The organism is Bacillus sp. TCT6 (genome assembly GCF_056033845.1).
In genome coordinates this window covers 154496-175150 of record NZ_JBVYHX010000002.1, presented here as the reverse complement: position 1 = coordinate 175150, position 20655 = coordinate 154496, and the positions used below count along the sequence as shown (strand labels likewise).

15 protein-coding genes and 1 pseudogene are annotated in these 20655 nt (G+C 32.9%); 12 read left to right on the top strand and 4 right to left on the bottom strand.

Going from position 1 to position 20655, the window contains the following annotated elements:
* Positions 1–370 precede the first annotated feature (370 nt).
* Positions 371–1696, top strand: coding sequence for a radical SAM/SPASM domain-containing protein (locus AC0ONG_RS27770; RefSeq protein ID WP_098438132.1), 1326 nt, complete (start codon positions 371–373; stop codon positions 1694–1696).
* Between the two features lie 598 nt (positions 1697–2294).
* Entirely contained in the window at positions 2295–2456 is a 162-nt protein-coding gene (locus AC0ONG_RS27765; protein WP_061667301.1) for an aspartyl-phosphate phosphatase Spo0E family protein, read from the top strand.
* A gap of 285 nt (positions 2457–2741) precedes the next feature.
* Here the strand turns inward: AC0ONG_RS27765 and AC0ONG_RS27760 are convergent, their stop codons facing one another.
* A complete protein-coding gene (locus AC0ONG_RS27760) occupies positions 2742–3014 on the bottom strand; it encodes an HU family DNA-binding protein (protein WP_474204947.1) in 273 nt (90 codons plus the stop codon).
* Between the two features lie 990 nt (positions 3015–4004).
* On the opposite strand from AC0ONG_RS27760, the gene AC0ONG_RS27755 reads away from it, so the two are divergent.
* The 3 genes and pseudogenes from AC0ONG_RS27755 to AC0ONG_RS27745 form a co-directional block, all read left to right on the top strand.
* A complete protein-coding gene (locus AC0ONG_RS27755) occupies positions 4005–5171 on the top strand; it encodes a serine hydrolase domain-containing protein (protein ID WP_474205140.1) in 1167 nt (388 codons plus the stop codon).
* A 93-nt stretch (positions 5172–5264) separates the two neighbouring features.
* On the top strand, positions 5265–7349 hold the full coding sequence (locus AC0ONG_RS27750; RefSeq protein WP_474205138.1) for a serine hydrolase domain-containing protein: 2085 nt from the start codon (positions 5265–5267) through the stop codon (positions 7347–7349).
* A gap of 342 nt (positions 7350–7691) precedes the next feature.
* A pseudogene (locus AC0ONG_RS27745) lies at positions 7692–7859 on the top strand (GNAT family N-acetyltransferase); the annotation flags it as partial.
* Between the two features lie 76 nt (positions 7860–7935).
* On the opposite strand, the gene AC0ONG_RS27740 reads toward AC0ONG_RS27745, so the two are convergent.
* Positions 7936–9429: a peptide MFS transporter gene (locus tag AC0ONG_RS27740; protein ID WP_000411727.1), complete on the bottom strand. Its 1494-nt coding sequence runs from the start codon at positions 9427–9429 to the stop codon at positions 7936–7938.
* A gap of 226 nt (positions 9430–9655) precedes the next feature.
* Here AC0ONG_RS27740 and AC0ONG_RS27735 point away from each other — a divergent pair, with 226 nt between their 5' ends.
* Positions 9656–10642, top strand: a complete 987-nt coding sequence (locus tag AC0ONG_RS27735; protein WP_098438124.1) for a DUF4046 domain-containing protein — start codon at positions 9656–9658, stop codon at positions 10640–10642.
* Between the two features lie 206 nt (positions 10643–10848).
* Here AC0ONG_RS27735 and pdxR read toward each other — a convergent pair whose 3' ends face one another.
* Positions 10849–12240, bottom strand: a complete 1392-nt coding sequence (pdxR, locus tag AC0ONG_RS27730; protein ID WP_098438122.1) for a MocR-like pyridoxine biosynthesis transcription factor PdxR — start codon at positions 12238–12240, stop codon at positions 10849–10851.
* Positions 12241–12350: 110 nt separating this feature from the next.
* Here pdxR and AC0ONG_RS27725 point away from each other — a divergent pair, with 110 nt between their 5' ends.
* The 3 genes from AC0ONG_RS27725 (at position 12351) to AC0ONG_RS27715 (ending at position 14732) form a co-directional block, all read left to right on the top strand.
* Positions 12351–13256 (top strand): DMT family transporter, encoded by a 906-nt coding sequence (locus AC0ONG_RS27725; RefSeq protein WP_474204943.1) that lies wholly within the window; start codon positions 12351–12353, stop codon positions 13254–13256.
* 617 nt (positions 13257–13873) lie between these two features.
* The gene (locus AC0ONG_RS27720; protein ID WP_474204941.1) at positions 13874–14554 is read left to right on the top strand and encodes a hypothetical protein; all 681 of its coding nucleotides are present in this window, start codon (positions 13874–13876) and stop codon (positions 14552–14554) included.
* Position 14555: 1 nt separating this feature from the next.
* Positions 14556–14732, top strand: coding sequence for a hypothetical protein (locus AC0ONG_RS27715; protein WP_153600683.1), 177 nt, complete (start codon positions 14556–14558; stop codon positions 14730–14732).
* A gap of 351 nt (positions 14733–15083) precedes the next feature.
* Here the strand turns inward: AC0ONG_RS27715 and AC0ONG_RS27710 are convergent, their stop codons facing one another.
* Entirely contained in the window at positions 15084–16460 is a 1377-nt protein-coding gene (locus tag AC0ONG_RS27710; protein WP_474204939.1) for an erythromycin esterase family protein, read from the bottom strand.
* Between the two features lie 922 nt (positions 16461–17382).
* On the opposite strand from AC0ONG_RS27710, the gene AC0ONG_RS27705 reads away from it, so the two are divergent.
* The 3 genes from AC0ONG_RS27705 to AC0ONG_RS27695 all read left to right on the top strand — a co-directional run bounded on the left by AC0ONG_RS27705 (position 17383) and on the right by AC0ONG_RS27695 (position 20559).
* The gene (locus tag AC0ONG_RS27705; protein WP_474204937.1) at positions 17383–18549 is read left to right on the top strand and encodes a DUF7018 domain-containing (lipo)protein; all 1167 of its coding nucleotides are present in this window, start codon (positions 17383–17385) and stop codon (positions 18547–18549) included.
* A gap of 319 nt (positions 18550–18868) precedes the next feature.
* On the top strand, positions 18869–19573 hold the full coding sequence (locus AC0ONG_RS27700; protein WP_001092337.1) for a response regulator: 705 nt from the start codon (positions 18869–18871) through the stop codon (positions 19571–19573).
* Positions 19573–20559 carry a sensor histidine kinase gene (locus AC0ONG_RS27695; RefSeq protein WP_098438114.1) on the top strand — a complete coding sequence of 329 codons (987 nt, stop codon included), beginning with the start codon at positions 19573–19575 and terminating at the stop codon, positions 20557–20559. The genes AC0ONG_RS27700 and AC0ONG_RS27695 overlap by 1 nt, the downstream gene beginning before the upstream one ends.
* The last annotated feature ends 96 nt before the right edge of the window (positions 20560–20655 follow it).

Here is a 20655-nt window from a genome sequence, read left to right as displayed (position 1 = left end):
ATAGAGATATTGTTTTAATATTTTTAATGCCATTTCTAATTCATCTAATGAGTTTGTAGAAGAAAGAGCAATCCGTAAATACTTATTTGGAGTAGTCTGTCCACTAATAAAGCAATTAGAATGAAAAATTCAAACAACAAGTTTTTTAAAAATTTGCAATATAATCCGATAGAAATGCAATATTTACACTATCATAATAGGTTTATATATCTATACTAAACATTCAGTATATATATTCTCAATTCATTTGCTACTATACCTGTGTTAAGTTATTAGTGAAAAATAGATTTTAACAATTAATTAATATTACAGGACATAAGTAATTGCATCATTTTAGTAATATGGATAGGAATAGAATGGAGGAATTATTTTGTATAAGGTATCACAATTTAATGTACCTTTCAAAAGAGATAATATTAATTTTCTATACAATAGCCATACAGGGGCGTTTGTTAAAATTTCTGATGAGTATACGGATACTATAAAAAAAATTAGCCGAAAAAAATATAATGAGATTCCTAATTTACATTTAGAAGAATTGACTAGGGCTGGTTTTATAGTAGAAAATTCTTTAGATGAATACGGGGTTTATCATTATTTAACTAATAAAAGCCGTTTTGGAAGTGAGTATTTAGGTTTAACTATAGCAACTACATTACAATGTAATTTTCGATGTCCATATTGTTATGAGAATCATGTAGATGAATATATTGAGGGACAAAAAGAAGAAGATTTGAAAAATTTCATTCAAAATAACTTACAAAATAAGACTGAATTTTCCGTTACTTGGTATGGTGGCGAACCATTATTAAAAAAAGATCTTATAGATAGAATGTCAAAGTATATATTAGCAATATGTAAAGATAAAAATATTCAATTTAGAGCTAAAATGGTTTCAAATGGATATTTACTTAATAGAAAAATTGCAGAACATTTGGTTCAAGAGAATAACGTTAAATATGTACAAATCACATTGGATGGTGGCCCAGAGACGCATGATATGACTAGAATATTAAGAAATAAGCAAGGTTCTTTCAATAAAATTTTAAATAATATTAAAGAAATACAAGATATTATACAAGTCGGAATTCGTGTAAATGTTTCAAAAGAAAACGTTGCAGATGTTTATAAGCTTTTTCCTATTCTAATGAATCAAGGATTAAACAACAAAGTTTCCGTGTATTTTGCTCCAGTAGGGGCATACAATGACGTTTGTCAATCGATTAGTGAATCCTGTCTAGTAACAAGGGAGTTTGCAAAATGGGAGACAGATTTGATTGAATACGCGGATAAGATTGGCTTCAATATGGGAAATCTTTATCCTAAAAATCGTGGTGGTTGGGTTTGTCAAGCTGTAGATAATAACTCTTTTGTTGTGGATGCCTACGGTGATTTATTTAAATGCTGGCATGAAGTTGGAAATAAAAAATTAAGAGTAGGGAATTTAGCAGAAGGCATTACTTCGTTACAAACCTTAACAAAATGGATGAATTGGGAATTGCCAAACAAATGCAAAACTTGCAATATTATGCCTCTATGTAAAGGAAGATGCCCTGAACTGAGTTTAGAAAAACAAGATTTTGAATGTGATCAATTAAAATATAATATCAAAGATAGATTATATAGATATTACATAAAAAATCCTATTGATAAACAAAAAGTACCGGAAACTGAGGTTATTAAACAATCTAGTTAATAAGAGAGTTGAAATATACTTTCAGTGAAAGGAGGTGAATATAATGGAGTACATTGTAAAGCCAATTACATTAAATCCTAAGGATAACAGTGATCGATTAGAGTGTGGTATTAAGTTTAATTAAAACTTATTGATAGCAGAAATTGATAAGAGTAGGGTTTTAACAAAAGGATATGTCGTTTCCATCATATATGGTAAGATATATCCTTTTGTGTATTTTTCTTTTCTTAGCTACATAGGGATGTGGTACAACCCTTTGTTAAAGCTTTTTAGTAATTTAATTTGCATAAACATATTTATGTTTAATTAATATTATAGAGTATATAAAAAGACACTATACTATACATAGTGTCTTTTTATATGTTGACTAGTTCTGAAAGAAAATGTAGTGATTAATCATAATTTGTTGGATGCTTCTTGGTTAATTCTATTATAACATTATCATGGAATAATTTAAATGCATTTATGCATATATATAATTTTATTGTATTATAGGCACGTCTGAATTTCTTTCGATTTCCAAAATTTCCAGTTTCTTTATTTTAATATCTATACTATAATTTAACTGCTAAATCGTAAAAAAGGAGTTCTAATAGATATGGAGATGAGAAACTTACAAAAACTAATTGAAGACAAGAAAGTAGAATTAATTAAACTTGTAGATAAATATGGATTTAGACATCAGCAGGTGCTAAGTTTAAGTCAAGATATAGATAAGTTAATAAATCAGATTATTTATATAAATCACAAATATAAGTAGAACCCTATATTTATAATTGCAGTTTAATGAGAATTACTTTGGAATATTTTAATTTGAAAGCAAAATAGAGAATATTGAATTAGAGGAAACTTTTCATTTTGCACCAAAATATAAAAAATGTATGCTCTAAACCACATGTGCAGAGGATATGCAGCAGAATTTATTATTAATTCGCACCGTGAAATGATTAATAGATATATAATAATTAAACGTACAAAATAGAATTGATTAAATAAGAAACAGGATCTGATATCCATATATCAGATCCTGTTTCACTATATATAATTATTTCACTGCTTCCTTTAGTTCTTTTCCAGCTTTAAAAGCAGGTGCCTTTGAAGCAGCGATTTGCATCTCTTCACCTGTCTGTGGGTTACGTCCTGTACGTGCAGATCTTTCACGCACTTCAAATGTACCAAATCCAAGGATCTGTACTTTCTCTTGATTAGCTAGCGCATTTGTTATCGCATCTAACACAGCTTGTGTCGCTGCATCTGCATCTTTTTGTGTAAGTTCTGATTTTTCTGCTACTACTTTTGTTAATTCTGTCTTATTCATTTTCTGCACCTCTTTATATGTAATTAGGTGACTATTATAACGTGCTTATAATCTTGATGCAATTATTAATATGTATAGAAAAGTCCTAGCAAAAACTAGGGGGACAATTCCTGTGTGATAGTATTAAAAAAGACAATGTATTTATCGGACAATTAATATTTTATAATTCACAAAATCACTGAACTATCCCTAATATCGATATAATAAAAAACAGATATTGTTATAGGTGATGCAACAGGAAAATACAATCTCCAAGAAGTTATAACGAGAGCGGAAGTAACTCAATTTGCTGCTCAGACTGATAGAATGGAGTTAACAAAAGTAATTAGACTAGTATGGATGTCCATTTTAATAATTTGCTTGTGAATTTTTACGCAACTAAAGGATAAACAAAAAAGGTCCTTAACAATTTGTTAAGGACTGCGGAATAAAACCGCAAGTTGGGTTGAGACCCAATCCAGTTTGTAGAAAATAAATTGCAATTATAATAGCAATTGCATTCCCAAAAGCAATGTTTCAAATGAATTTTATCATACCTGTAACTGCATTGGTATCAATAAAATATGGATTGGATTACAAATAGTGGTTTCGAATATTAGAAAGAGTTTAAAAGTTTATTATTCATGAGGAATAGAAGCGATTTTGAACGTAAGAAATTTGTAAGGAAGAGGTAAGAAAAAAGAGATTTTCATTGTGTATGATTAAAATGTAAAGAAGAGTGAGAGGAGGAATAAATACCGTATATTTATATAAGAAAACAAATCAATTAATAAGACTTGTATGAAAGAAAAATTACAAAAGTTAACATACATCTGAAAAAAAGATAGGCTATTTTTTAGGTCAGAAAGTCGTTTGTGAAATAGTGGGTATAAGAATGATTACAAATTCAATATCGCCCTTTTGTCATTAGTTAAGATGAAAGCTATGTGATTAGTTTGAAAACAGTAAAAAACCATTTATACAATATGAATAGGGGAGAGGAATATTTTGATGAAAAAGCACTGTCAAATTACATGTACAGGTTTAGCCCTTTTAATAACTGGGGGTTCCTTGTTTTATACAAATCCAATCTCAAGTGTAAAAGCGGAGTCCATTCAAAATGTATCTAGTTCGTTACAAACAAGCCACCAAAGAAATCGAAATTCCGTCAAAGAGGCAATGCGGAATACATTGAAACTTGGATATCCAGGGATACTTGCTAAAACTTCTGAGGGTGGAAAAACATGGAGTTATGCGGCTGGTGTAGCTGATCTGAGTAACAAGAAACCAATGAAAACAGATTTTCGTTTTCGAATTGGCAGCGTGACAAAGACGTTCACTGCAACAGTTGTACTTCAATTAGCAGGAGAAAACCGCCTAAATCTAGACGATTCTATTGAAAAATGGTTGCCTGGTGTCATTCAAGGAAATGGATATGATGATAAACAGATTACTATCCGGCAATTATTGAACCACACAAGTGGTATCGCTAATTACACAAGGTCAAAGGATTTTAATATGTTGGATACAAAAAAATCTTATACTGCTGAAGGATTAGTAAAGATGGGAATATCCATGCTTCCAGATTTTGCTCCAGGAAAGAGTTGGTCGTATTCAAATACAGGGTACGTATTACTAGGGATCCTTATTGAAAAAATAACTGGGAGCAGCTATGCGGAAGAGATTGAAAATCGAATTATTGAACCACTTGAATTATCGAATACATTCTTACCCGGAAATTCAAGCGTGATTCCAGGAACCAAACATGCCCGTGGATATATCCAATTAGACGGAGCAAGTGAGCCAAAAGATGTTACTTATTATAATCCAAGTATGGGGAGCTCGGCCGGAGATATGATTTCTACAGCTGATGATTTAAACAAATTCTTTTCTTATTTACTTGGGGGCAAATTACTGAAAGAACAGCAACTAAAGCAAATGCTTACAACAGTTCCTACAGAAACAGATGAACTTGGCGATTCCGGGCTTGGAATTTTCAAAATGAAGCTTTCAAACGGTGAATCGATATGGGGGCATGGAGGAACCATTCCTGGCTTTTTAACTTTTGCTGGGGGCACACTTGGAGGCAAGCATACATTGGCCGTCAATTTGAACAGTCTTAAAGCGGATACCCCTGATCCTTTTAAAAATATTTTACTTGCTGAATTTAGCAAGTAGGTCAAAAGGGAAAACGGATAAGTTTTATCATATTTTCATAGTGAAACAAATAAATAATGAAAACGTTCACTTATCGAAGGAGGTAATTCCGTGATGAAAAATAAGCTAACTGGTGTGTTAGCCACTGCATTAGCGGTAACTATGATTCTACCAACAGGAGCGAAAGCATTTTCTGAAAGTGAGACTACAGTTGTAACTGGTGAAGAAGTAGCTAGTCAGGAACTGAAGAAGATTGCAGCAGAGAAGGCGGAGCTACTTACAAAGTCTCATGAAGCGAATAGCGTGCAGTATGCGCTAATTGATAATGGAAAACTTATCTTGTCGGGTCAGGCTGGCAAGAATGATATGGAAGGGGAAAAGCTGCTAACCAAAGATACTCAATATGGGATTGGTTCAGTCAGTAAAATGTATGCAACAGCGGCTGTAATGAAATTGGTCGATGAAGGGAAAGTCGATTTGGATGCTCCTGTTGTCCGCTATGTTCCTGATTTTAAGATGAAAGACGGTCGATACAAACGTATTACACCGCGTATGTTATTGAATCACTCCTCTGGATTGCAAGGTTCTACGTTAGGTAATGCATTTTTATTTAACGATAATGATACCTATGCCCATGATACCTTGTTACAGCAATTGTCAAATCAAAACTTGAAGGCGGACCCTGGTGCTTTCTCGGTATACTGTAACGATGGCTTTACGCTGGCTGAAATTTTGGTGGAAAGAGTTAGTGGTATGGGCTTTACCGAATTTCTACATCAAAGCTTTACAGGGCCCTTAAAGATGAATTATACGAAAACGCCGCAGGACAAATGGAGAGACGAAAATCGGGCGGGACTATATTTCCCGGCGTACCAAGGACAACTTCCAATTGAATCGGTGAATGTAATTGGTACGGGAGGCATTTCTTCCACGGCTGAAGATATGGTGCGATTCTCACAATTATTTATGGGACAGGGAAAAGGGATTCTCTCTGATAAGGTAGTCGAGGCAATGGAGCAAGAGGAATATAAAAAAGGAATATGGCCAGGGGATGGAGATAATATTTTTAACTATGGCCTTGGCTGGGATAGTGTGAGACTATACCCATTTAGTGAATATGGGATCAAAGCATTGGCTAAGGGCGGCGATACGGCACTGCAACATGCTATATTAGTCGTGCTTCCGGAACAGAAAATAGCAGCGGCAGTATTGACATCTGGTGGACGGAGCTCTACAAATCAACTATTGGCAACTGAATTGCTACTCGCTACGCTTAAAGAAAAAGGTACTATTAAGGAAATCAAGCCGAACAAATCCTTTGGTAAGCCGGTCAAAGTCAAAATGCCTCAAGGCGTAGCAAAGAAAGCAGGATTTTATGGCAATAGCGAAAATCATTTCAAAATTGAAATTACGAACAACGGGGAACTGTTCTTACCATCTAATCGAGAAGAAAAATATGTATATACTGCTGATGGAAGCTTTATTAATGAGAAGGGGACTTCCAAGCTCAACTTTGTAACCGAGAAGAATGGAAGGACTTATTTGAAGGAGAGCTCATATAAATCGCATCCAGGTTTAGGGCAAAGTGTGATGACCCACTATTTAGCTGAGAAACTAGAAGACAACGTGCTATCGAAGAAAACCGCTGCTGCATGGGCAAAGAGGGAAGGTGTCAAGTTCTATCTTGTAAACGAGAAATTTAGTTCTATTCAATATCTCGTTCAACCGAAACTTCTTAGTACTCAAATTACTCGCGAGAAAGGCCCGGCAGGCTATTGGGATGGGAGAAAAATTACAGGTCCGAATACCGCAACGCATCAGCTCCAAATTCCCGTAATGAATGGCCGTGATACAACGGAAACACACTTCTATACAGAAGGTGGAAATGAATATATGGAGATGGCTGGGTTGCTATACGTAAGTGAATCAAATGTAAAACCAATTGATATAGGCCAATCATCCCAAGTTACGTTGGGAGCAAATGGGCATGCGAAATGGTTTGCAATTCCGCAAGCGGCAGCAGAGAAAAGAATGACCGTGACGTTGCCATCAAAAGGTTCGTTTGCGGTGTATGATGAGAAGGGAGTTTGCGTCAACTTTAGCATCGTGAGTGGCAATAACAAGGTGAAACTGCCAAAGAACGGAACAATCGTATTCGCTGGGGCACCGAACTCAGAATTTGCAATCTCGTTGAATTAGCTACAACTCAGATAGACTTCAATAAAACGGTACGACATGGAAAAGATGTGTTATTTGAATCTTAAGTACTCCCTTTATAAAGAGAAATTCTACGAATGATATTGCACTTAAATTCTTAGCCTGATGGGTATGGGGTACTATTTCAAAAAAATTCAATAACAATACTTTGAGTTTTAGAGACCACTCATGTTGGAGAAACAAAAGAATAAGTATGAAATTAATGTATTAACCTTATAACGTATAAAAGACACTTTATAAAGTGTCTTTTATACGTTGACATACTATGAAAATGAAAGAAAATGTAGTTATTAATCAAAATATGTTGGATGCTTCTTGGTTGATTTTATAATGAGTTCTCGGTTAATTTTTTCTCTCTCAAAAGTAAATAAAAGGATAGAATATACAGTAGAGGACGATCAAAGTTATTAGAAAAGCTATTTACATAATCAATATGATGATGAACTAGCATACAAAAAATATATAAATAATTATTATCAATTTATTTATATATAAATAAATCCAATGTCTATTCAAAAAGACTGTGCATAAAAACTTGCATTATAACAAGTTTTTAACACAGTTTTTTTTATTTTATGCCTTTCATTAAAACTTGAATCTTTGGGGCCATAAAATATAAAATTACACTTAAAATGATTGAAAGGCCACCAATTACACCGAAATAAATAATTTCTGTTTCAGGATTATATAATCGAACTATTTGAGCATTTATAGCTTGTGCAGCTGCACTAGTTAAGAACCACAGACTCATTGTTTGAGCAGAGAAGGCAGCTGGTGCTAATTTGGTTGTAATTGATAAACCTACAGGTGATAAACAAAGTTCCCCGATTACTACTAACAGGAAGCTAATCGCTAACCACATAGGGCTTACAAGGGATTCTGTACCATGTATATATGCAGGGATAATCATAACTAAGAAGGATAAACCAGCAAATAATAAACCAATAGCAAATTTATTAGCCGTACTTGGTTGACGTGAATTAAGCTTTACCCATAACCAAGCAAATACTGGTGCTAACAAAACAATATAAATAGGGTTTAATGATTGAAACCATGAAGATTGAAGTTCAAACCCGGCCAACTTTAATTGAGTACGCTGATCAGCATATGAAGCTAAAATGATAGCTCCTTGTTCTTGAATGGCCCAAAACATTGTAGCAGCGATAAATAATGGTATGTAAGCAATTAAACGAGACTTTTCAATTTTTGTAGTTTTCGGACTACGATACATAAAAATAAAGTAACCAGTTGGAATGAGAATACCTAAGATACTTACTAATAAAGTGAATCGATTAATAGTTAAAATACCTGTTGGTATCGTTAAAATACAAAATAGTACTATAGCTATTGTGCCAATACTAAACTGTATAATAACTTTTTTTCTTTCGATGTCTGTTAAAGGATTTGGTACTTGTGTTCCTGCTAAACCAAGATTTTTCTTTTTTGTAAGAACGAAAATAATTAAACCTAATAGCATACCAATTGCAGCGACACCAAAGCCTAGGTGGAAGTTATACTTTTGACCAAGTGTTCCTATAACAAAAGGAGATAAAAGCGCACCTAAATTAATACCCATATAGAAAATACTGAAACCTGAGTCACGTCGAGTATCTGTTTCACTATATAAATCACCAACAATGCTAGATACATTAGGTTTTAATAAACCTGTACCAAGTACTAAAAACACCATAGATATGAATAAAGTACTTATAGTTCCTGGTAGTGCTAAAATCAGGTGACCTATCATAATTAAAACTCCACCCCAAAAAATTGTTCTACTTGAACCTAGTAGACGATCTGCAATCCAGCCACCAATAATGCCAGACATGTAAACGAGAGATCCATAGATGGCCATAATTGACGCTGCGGTCGCATGGTCCATCCCTAAACCACCTTGTGAGATTGAATAATACATATAGTAAAGTAATATTGCTCTCATCCCATAGTAAGAGAATCGCTCCCAAAACTCTGTAAAGAATAGGGTAAACAGCCCCTTAGGGTGTCCGAAAAAACCGCTTTGCGGAACAGTACGAATAATATCGCTTTTACTAATCTTCTCCATACGAATACACTCCTTATATATAAATATAATAATACTAACTTAGTATAAACTAATAATTAGAAAATTAAAATAAACATTTACTTGGTTAATTATTAGAAATTTTCCAAAAAATAATTTTCTTGTTGATTTTAATAGGTATTTTAATTATATTTTTTAATATAGATATATTGATTGAAGATGATGATAGTGTATAAATATTAATACAAACTGTAGGAGGATTTATATATTGTTAAAAAAAGAAGTTTCTATAGAAGATATTTATCAGGAAATATTAGATGGGAAAAGAATTAGATTTCCTCCGAATACATGGAAAGAAGATATAGATAATAAAATGGCGCGGAGGGTATTAACATATTTGCTTAACAGTATTTTAAAATGGAATAAGGAAGACATAAGAAAAAAGTGGAACACAAAATTACTTGTAAAGTATAAATTACGAGGATTACTCAAACATAGATACGAAAATAGCCCTTTTAAAGCAATAAATGATTTATACCCAAGTGAGTTTAAAGAATGGGAGTTTGGTATGACTCCTTTAAATTTTTGGACGAAAGAAAAGGCATTAACGATTTTGAAATGGATGATTGAAGAAAAAAAAGGTCTATCAAACGAAAAGCTCTTACGCGTATACGGCAAAAAATGGTTGGAGAAAAACAAACTTAGTGCCCCTCTGGCTATGTACTGGAATAGTAGTCCGTTTGCAATGATTAACGATCTGTACCCTAGTCGTTTTAAAGAATGGGAATTTCTTATGACGCCCAATAACTTCTGGACAAAAGAAAAAGCATTAGAAGCATTGAAATGGACCATTGAAGAAAAAGAAAAATTAACTCCCGAACAAATACTGGATGTATACAGTATAAAGTGGCTAAAGACTCACAGATTAGCGTCTCCATGTCAATTAATGTGGGGAAATAGTCCATTTAAAATGATAAACGACTTATATCAAGGTCGCTTTAAAGAATGGGAATTCAAAGTTACACCAGTTGGCTTTTGGTCCAAATGTAAAGCACTAGAAGCCTTAAGATGGACCATTGAAGAGAAAGAAAAACTGGATGAAAAACAGCTATTAAAAGTATTTAATCAACGATGGCTCATAAAACGAAAATTACGGACACCCTTACAACGCTATTGGAAAGGAAGCCCCTACGGGATGCTTATTGCTTTATATCCAAATCGTTTTTCAAAAAATATGTTAAAAGGACATATTTAAAAGTAAAGATTAAATTAATAATTATTGAGAAAGTTTATGATATAACATGCAGTTATTAATTTGGAGGAAGACACCTTTAAGGTGTCTTTTTTTATGCATAAAAAAATAAAATATCACTTAGTGTAAAAAATTTCGAAATACTAAAGGGATTTCTATTAATACTTAAATAAAATCATTCATTGATTAATTATTCTATCTTTTTCCTATTAGAACCAAATTTTTGCTAATTGAGACACTCCTTTTATTATCTCATCTTCACTTAAATCCCCAAATCCAAGTTGAATATGAGGATATTCTGGTAAATATTCCGAGAAATATTTTGAGCAAGGATAAACTATAATGCCGTGATCATGTGCTCTTTCAATTAGCATTTCTTCACTCATTTTTGTTTTCACTTCAATAATAACGAAAATACCGGAGCTACCACCTTTAATCCTGACATATTCTTTAAAATGCTTTGATAATTCCTTATTTAATAGATTCATTTTACGTTTATACAAAGCTTTCATCTTCCTTAAGTGCGAGTACCAATATCCTTCATTCATAAATGTTGCCAATGTTCGCTGATGAATAGATGAGGATGTTTGTTCAAGTAAAGGGAGTATCTTTTTATATTCATTTATTAGCCGCCTAGGCAAAACCATATAACTGACACGGATAGAGGGGAGGAGTGCCTTTGAAAAAGTTCCTAAATAAACCACCCTATCATTTGAATCTAAACTTTGAAGAGACGGTATAGGTTGATGGATATATCGAAATTCACTATCATAATCATCCTCAATAATATAGCCTTCCACATTTTTGGCCCATCCAATTAACTTTAGTCTTTCATTGACAGGGATGGTCACTCCATACGGAAAGTGGTGAGTAGGAGTGACATATAAAAGTCTAGAAGGCGATTTTAAAAGAAAATCGCCTTGAATGCCTCGTTCTTTTACAGGAAGTGGATCAATAATAAATGATTGAAGAACAAAAAGCTCCCTTGCCACGTTATATCCAGGATCTTCTACTGCTATATAATCATAGTCTTGCTTTAACATTAGTGACAAAATTAATAACAAATGTTGTGTGCTACTGCCAATAATAATTTGTTCTGCAGAAGTAGTAACTCCTCTTGATTGAAATAAGTAATCTGCTAGTGCTTTCCTTAATTTGATGTCGCCTTGTTTTTCACCGTATGAAAACATGCTAGAGTCTTTAAGAGTTTTGTTTGTAATCATTCTCCACTTTTTTAAAGGGAAGTTTTCTTGATCCACTGTCCCAATCTTAAAATCAATAGTTTTCATGGTAGTATGATTTGTTTCATGATGCTGTTCTCTAATAGGTTCAAAATTAAGTGTTTCATCCGATGTAATAGCCTCTATAAAAAAACCTTTTTTGTTCTTACTTCGAATATACCCCTCTGATTGCAGTTGTTCATAGGCTACTTGAGTTGTGTTTCTGCTGACCTCTAATTGGTTAGCAAGTTGTCTAATTGATGGCAACTTTTTACCTTGTCCTAATTTACCAGATAAAATCTGAGTTCGTATATATTGATAAATTTGTTGATACATAGGATTTTTACTTTTTCGATTTATATTAAATATAAGTTCCTTCATTATTTTAATACCCCATCTGTCATTTGTATTTATTGTAAACTGTACCTTTTAGAAATGACAGTATAAATAAATAATGACTTTATAAAAAAATTTAATCAAGGAGGTGAATTATGACAATATTTATGTACATATTTTGTTTGATTGTATGGGGACTCAACTTTATTGCAGTGAAAATTCAAGGAACTCCTGTCAGCTTAGAGTTATCTTTAACTTACCGTCTGGTTATGACAGCTTTTTTATTTTTGATGCTTGTTTGTTTTCTTCGACCAAGTGGGAAGCCAACAAAAAAAGATATCCCATTTGTAATAGTTTTTGGTATATGTAACTTTGCAATAAGCTATTTATGCCTTTATTACGCTACAATTTTGAGTTCTGCGGCAATTGTAACATTGATTTTTTCATTAAAGGTAATTTTGACTCCGATTGCACTTCGAATTTTTTTAAATGAAAAGTTGCATTCACGCATTTTGTTTGGAGGGATTTTAGGGGTATTAGGAGTATGTATTCTTATCTATCCGAAATTGAATGATTCTCAAGGGTTCAATGATATAAAAGGAATTATGGTTGCAATTTTAGGTACGCTTCTTACAGCAATAGGTGATGCGAGCTCGGCACGAAATGCAGGCCACAAGGTGAACCCGATCTATGCAAATGCTATTGGATTTACAGTAGGTAGTTTATTGATGGGAGTAATTGTACTATTTCAAGGACAGGAATTTGCATTTCCTACATCGTTTTCATATGTATCTATGTTGATATACTTAACTCTATTTGCTTCTTTTGTAGCATGGTTATTCTATTTGAAGCTTGTAGAAAAAATCGGAGGAGCTCGAAGCGGATATATGGTTGCGCTATTCCCTGTAATTGGGGGGATAGCTTCCGTTTTAATCGGCGAGTCAGATCCATCCCTGTATTTGTTTGTTGGATGTTTTTCAAGTTGTATTGGAGCGGCTATCGCATTAGGGTTTAGAATTCAAAAGCATGATCCGAAATTAACTCTAAAAAGAGTTAATTAAGAAAGGAATAAGTGTAATGGACTTGAAAATAGATCCTATATATTTTTTATTTTTAATGTATGAATTGTACACGTTCTTTTGAAGAAAAGACAGCATCAAATAAACTATTTTGTCTTATTGGCAAATCAAAAGTTTACATAATATTTTTCTAATAAACAATTATGGATTTAATAGTGTGATCAATAAAGGAAGGAAATCTTTCATAAAATCAATTAAGTTATTTAGTGCTTCTTTCATTATAAATATCTAAAACTACATATTCATTAAGTTTTATTTATAAGAGCCATTCTCAGCTATGAGGTTGGCTTTCTTAATTTTCTTTAAATTAACTAACAAGGTTTAAACGAAGCTAGCGATGTAGAAAATTTTCGTTATGAGGATAATTTAAAACCTTAAGCTGATTGTTGTGTGGTGAGAACTCAGTAAGTAGAAACACGCTGTAGTCATTAAACAGTGGCAAAATACGCGTATATTATCACTATATTAAATCCTTAAACAAATGACTAATTGTCTAATATAGTCAACTGGACATACGATGTATAGTTGTGTAAAATTTCACATGTAACTAAATCGTTATAATTAGATAAATGAGTAACTTGAGGGAGAGACTACAAATTATGGAATCAAAAAAATCTACATTTACCGAGAAAGTACAATCTATTAAAGGAAAGACAGCTGCAAAGTATGTGGCAACAGTTCTTCTATTCTTTGGGCTGACATCTTGTTATAACCAAAAAACCGATAGATTATCATCACAAGTAGAACATTATCAAGCAGAGTCAGAGAAATTAGCCAAAGAATATGATGAATTAGAAATTAATTACATTAAGCTGAAGGCTAAACTAGATGCGATAGAGAATCTACCCGAGGAGAAACCTGCAGAAGTTGATGACACTGAAGAAAAACCTGTTGAGAAAGTGGAAGAGATGCTGATTCAAGATAAGGAGCCAGAGAAATCTGAAGAGGAAACACTCAAAGAGGAGCAATATGCAACCCGAGAAAAGAAAGCATATGTGAATCTCAATTCTCTTGGAAGTTCAGAAGCGCAAGAGACATACAAAGAACTAATTAAACCGAAGCTTTCGAGATGGGCTAGTAAGGACATGTTACAAGTAGCTAAGGAGGGTGTAAAATTTCGTGAGATAGATGATAGTAACCTACCTTGGACAGATGCTACTGAGCCGAATGGAACGAGTACGAAGCATATCTATAAGAGTGGTTATGACCAATTAGAGATTACATACAACTTTGACGGAACCATTACAAAATCTGAATGGAAAATAGGAGTGAACAAATAAAGTGAAAAACTTAATGTCTACACTTACATCGTTAAATTTTGATAAAACTGTTATCGCATACTCGAACGGGGTTCAGGTCTTTAAAGGAACATTACAGGATTACTTATTTATGTCTCACCAAGAGAAGCAGGCGCTAAAGGTAACGACATTAAGTATTTGTGCCAAAGATGGGAACTAATATGTCTACATTTGAAAGATTAAAAGAAGTGTAAACTCCTAGCAGTAAGTAACATTGTGAAAGTTTAATCGTAATATAAATTTGTGAAAAAAGAGGCATTCTATAGCAGGTATCATACTTGTGTAGAATGCCTCTTTTTTCTCTTGTACAGAAGAATCTATATACAGTGATGAGGAAAGAGAAGGTAGGAATAATAAGATAGAATAGGAAGTGAAGTCAATGACAAATGAACCTGAATTTGAACAATGGGAGATGTGAGGAGTCGATATTGTTTAACAAATTATCCGGTAATTGAATAAAAGAATATGAATAGAAAAGAGCCCCCATTAATTTATCGGAGGCTCTTATTTTTTACTTCAGTACAGAAGGCGTCGTCTTTTCTAACCATAGAATGCCATCATATTGTTCTGTCGGAATCATGATTTCTTCTTTTAATTTATTTCCCCAATAACTTGCTGCAGTAGGAGTAAACATCCATGAAGTTTCTGGTCGGTTACTTTCTCCTTTTAAGTTAACGAAAACATGGGGACTTCCTACAGTGCTGATGATTTTTTCAACGCTTTGTTCTTCATGTTCATTATGTACAGGAATAACATTTTCATTAACATCATCCCAACTGCTTCCACTATACGCAAATACACCAATTGTGTACATTTGATCTTTGATACGCTGTGGAAGATAATCCATCATATTTGGGCCAACATAATTGTATTGCTGCACCTTTGTAAAGTCTAATATCATTTTTGAATTTTGTTTTCGAATATGATAATTATGACCCCACACAATGATATTTTTGTTTTTATACTGCATTTCAGTTAGCCATGCGAAGTTTTGTGCCATTTTTTGATCTCGGATATAAAAAGAATAGTCTGTCAGGTTAGGTGAGGAGATGCCACCTCTGACTTTCATATCAGCATCTAGATGCGTTTTAATCGCATCAATCCGTATACTGATTGATTTCTCAAACAAATTCACATCAAACGTAGGATGTGGTGCAACTTGAATCAATTCAGATTTATGATTCTGAATAAACATTCTAACCTTTTCAAACTTGTTAATTACGGGCTGTATTTCCATTTTAAATCGATCATAGGGATATGTTTTATTTTTATTGTAATACCTATCCAGTTCAATCAACTCTGACACTGCAGTATCAAATTCACTCGCCACTTCAGGATTTACTTTTTGCAACCATTCTTTTGCATAAGAGCGGAATGAAGATTTATAAAACAAATTCATATCAAAACCAGCTAATGTGAGTGGCTTTCCTTTTTCTTTTTGTTCTTTCATATAGGTAAATAATTGTTCAAGTTCCGTAGTTTGCCATACAGGGTATAAAGATTGTTTCATCGCTTCCGTAGCGGTTAAGTTATCGAAATTTTGCTGAACAGCTGCTGCTTCCCCAAGCCCTGTTTCAAATGCAATCACATCATATCCCATTTCCTCATGTAAGTACTTAATCATACGTATTTTGGATTGATTCATTTCCTTTGCACCATGCGTACTTTCACCAAGTACAACAATGCGCTTGTCCTGTACGGCCTCTTTAAGAAATGATAAATCCTCTGTTGTTTGGGAAGTTGGTTCATTTAATATTTTTGCATGTCCGTTTAACCATTCCTCCCATTTGGGTTGATCGGCTGGTTTTTCTGCTGCGAATGCAACAGATGTAAAGGTGGTACAGGCAAGAAGGGTACTCATTAGTCCAAGTTTCCATTTATTACGCACAACAACGCCTCCAAGTATCATAGTTTACAAGCTGAAAAAATAATACCAAAATTTACCGATATAACATTATTTATAATAATATAGATGATAATCTCTAACAATACTAATATTGTGAAAATTCAAAGGGTTCCTTCAGTGTAGTGAAGAAACCCTTATTTCTATGTCACGTCTTGTAATCAAATATACATATTGCATGTACGTTTTCTGCATTCCTGTTGTGTTAACATTTCTCTTAGCATTGTTTTACTTTCCACAAGCAGTCCCATTACCTCAGGATCTTGTGTGGAATCTGGAATGATTACATGAATTTGAAAGTTCATTTTTATCCAAAAGGGTCAAAAATTGATAATTTACATAATGTATTTATCATAAACTTATTAGTTTGAACAAATGTATTAATATTCATATTAAATATATAGATATTATGTTATAATGTGAAGTAGAAACTCGCGTGTTTCAAATACAACATTTTTATCTTCTTGATGGCCTCTTATCTTTCCGTAAGAGGTCCTTTTTTTATCCCTCCATATTGCATAGTCGTTAAAATACTATGAAAAGATACTAGAGACTACTAGATTACTATATTCTCTAGTATTTTTTCTTTACCTAGATTATCTACTGTTGGGCAAACGATGATTTAAGGGTTTTTTGTATAATTTTCACAAAATCACTTTGATTCATTATTTATTTCACTATAAAATAATAAAAGGATATATGGCCAACGATTATAAGAATAGGTATGTCCTTTTTTGCAATGCTAATCCGAATTGAAGCCTAATACTGAAACGGTAAATGAGTAGAGTTAGGGCCGAAACAGATAGTAAGGAAAGTAAAACAATAATAGCAAACAATATTTATAATGAAAACTTTCATAATGGACTGTCTATCGATGGAGAAAGAATACGAAAATATAAAGGGGTAAATGAATATGAATAGATCCTTCAAAGGTATTGCATTAGCAGGGTTAAGTGTTAGTTTCATGCTAGTAGGTTGCACATTAAATACATATGGACTTACACAGTCAGAGTATAGAAAAGTAGATAAGTATTATGATGCAGATAAAATGGTATCTGACCTAAAGAAATTGCACTATAGTGATGAACACATTGAAAACCAACTAAGAAACGCATTGTCTAGAATTGAGTATGAAAAGGGAGGTAAGGAAGACGAATCACGTAGTAAAGAAAGTGAATCAAATGTATCAGACACAGAAGGTGAAAAGAAGGTAAAGGTATCTGAAAAAGATTACCCTTATCGTTTGACTGAACTACACTTAGAATTCCAGTATCATTTAAAAAAACTAGAAAAGAAAACTGATAAATTATTTACAGAAGAGGGTGTCTACATAGGTGAGATAGATTCCTTAATTAGTCACATCAGTTTGGATATAAACCGTTTTGAAAAAATCAAGCCACCTAAAAAGTATGAAGATTACCAATTCTTAATACAAGAAGGGGTAGAAGAGATTAGAAAACACCTAATAAAAGTAGAAGATGCAGTTAGACAGTATGATGGTAAATATGATAAGGATAAAGCAAAAGAAATCATACAAAACGGTATGTTTGGGATTGATGATGGTGCTTCTAAATGGGAGACAGTATTTAATGAGATAAACGAAAGATACCCTGATGTAGAGCAAAAGGTAAAGGAAGAGAATCAGAAACACGCGAAAGAGGGGCATCGTAAGGATGATTTAAATGACAAAGTTAGTGGTTCAGACGTTGATAAATACAAAGCAGACATCGTAGGAAATACAAATAAGATCGATGAAGTTATCAGACTGATACAAGATATAGGACATTCAGATGTAAAGGATGATGAGTCAAAGAAAAGTGAAATCCAACTGAGTTTGGATATGGCAAAAACACACGTAAGAGATATGAAATACCTTGAGGCACCTAAAGGGTTAGAAGTTGAACAAGAAAAGATAAAACAGGCAATGGATAATTACTGGGATGCTCTGCAATTACTTTCAGAAGCATTAGAAGAACAAAATGATAGTAAGTTGGAACAGGCAAATAACAAAGCAGAACAGGCAATGAAACTATTTAAAAAAGTAACTGAGAGTATTAAAAGTAAAACGAACTAATCAAGAAAATGATCAAGTGGCGGTATCACTATTATAAATTAATAAATAAAATTGTAATTAGTTATTAATATTTTCCCGTTTATCCGTCACAGTATTGTGACGGTCTTTTTGTGTATTTTAAAAAGAGTCTACTTAAGTAAAGAAAAAAGATAGAAACAATCCCTATTGAAATTATTAATTAAGTAACAACAAATATAAGGTTTATTGGATACTTATTGCATTTAAGGGGAGAGGTAAGATATCATCTTTTTTACATAAGTAAAATATTAAATAACAAATGAACTTTAGAAATTGCACTTAAATTAAAGGAGAGTACGTTATGAATACAATCATGATTGTAGAAGATGATATGAAAATTGCTGAATTACTAGGAACGCATATTAAAAAATACGGATATCAAAGTGTTATTATAGAGGACTTCGAAAATGTTTTAGATATATTTCAAGAGATAAAACCAGATATAGTGCTATTAGATGTGAATTTACCTAATTTTGACGGTTATTATTGGTGTCGTAAAATACGAGCTATTTCTACTTGTCCAATTGTATTTCTATCTGCAAGGAGTGGAGAGATGGATCAAGTTATGGCTTTAGAAAATGGTGGTGATGATTACATTACGAAACCTTTTTATTATGAAGTTGTTATGTCTAAAATCCGTAGCCAACTCAGAAGAGCATACGGTGAATATGCTCCTAAAGTAAAAGAACGAATAGTTGAGCAATTAGGGTTAATCCTGTTCCCAGAAAGAATGGAACTTCAACTAAATGATAAGACAATTTTACTTACTAGAAAAGAAACAACTTTATTAGAAATATTGATAACAAAGTCTCCGCTCCTTGTAAAACGTGAAGTAATTTTAGAACAACTATGGGATAGTTCATATATAGACGAAAATACATTGAGTGTAAATATAGGTAGAATTAGAAGAAAACTGCAAGATTTAGGTATTGAAAATGCGCTCGAAACAGTTCGTGGCGCTGGATATCGTTTGCATGCTACTTGGGAGAAGGAAGGAAAGGAATAATGAAATTATTTTTACAAGAACATATTCCACTTATTTTTTATACATTTGCCCAATTGCTTATCATTCTTTTTATATATTGGTTTGATGGCTATCCACATATTTTGACAGCATTATATTCAGTATTTTTGGGTGTTTTTTTATTGATGGGTTATTTAATCTATCGTTATTATAGTCATCGTTCATTCTATAAGCGTCTATCAACACCAATGGAAACTTTAAATGAGTCAATAAAAGATAGTGATTTGACTCCATTATCAATGGCCTTAGAAACATTACTACAATCTCAATATCAATATTATCAAAACCAATTAAAAAAATGGGAACGAAAACAACAAGAGCAAATGACTTTTATGAATCAATGGGTTCATCAAATGAAAACACCTATTTCTGTTATTGAGTTAATTACACAAGATGCAGAAGACTCACGATTTGACAGTATTAATGAAGAAACGGAAAGAATCAAAAAAGGACTAGAAATGGTCTTATATGTTGCTCGCTTAGAAACATTTGAACAAGATTTTCAAGTGAACAGATTGCAGTTATTGGGAATGATTGATTCTGCTATTCATGAAAATAAACGTCTATTTATACGTAGTTATGTGTATCCAGAAGTAAAAGTAGATCCAAATCTTATTGTAGAAACAGATAAGAAATGGTTTCGATTTATATTCAATCAAGTACTGTCAAATGCAATTAAATATTCGTCAAGTAAGAAAGAAAAAGTAATAGTATCGGCGTTTTCAAAGGGACGAGCAATTATTTTGGAAGTAAAAGATTATGGGGTTGGTATTCCTTCTGCTGATTTACCACGTGTTTTCAATCCATTTTATACTGGAGAAAATGGTAGGAAATTTAAAGAGTCTACGGGAATGGGATTATATCTTGTTAAAGAAGTATGTGAAAAATTAAATCATAAGATTGAGCTAGAATCTGAGGTAGGTAAGGGAACAAAAATTAGAATCATATTCCCGTATGCATCTCGTTAACCGATGAAAGGTATACCTTTCATCGGTTTTTCTTTTGAATCTTACAAACTTGTTAGATAAATGTTAGGGAAATCGATATGAGACATACTATATATA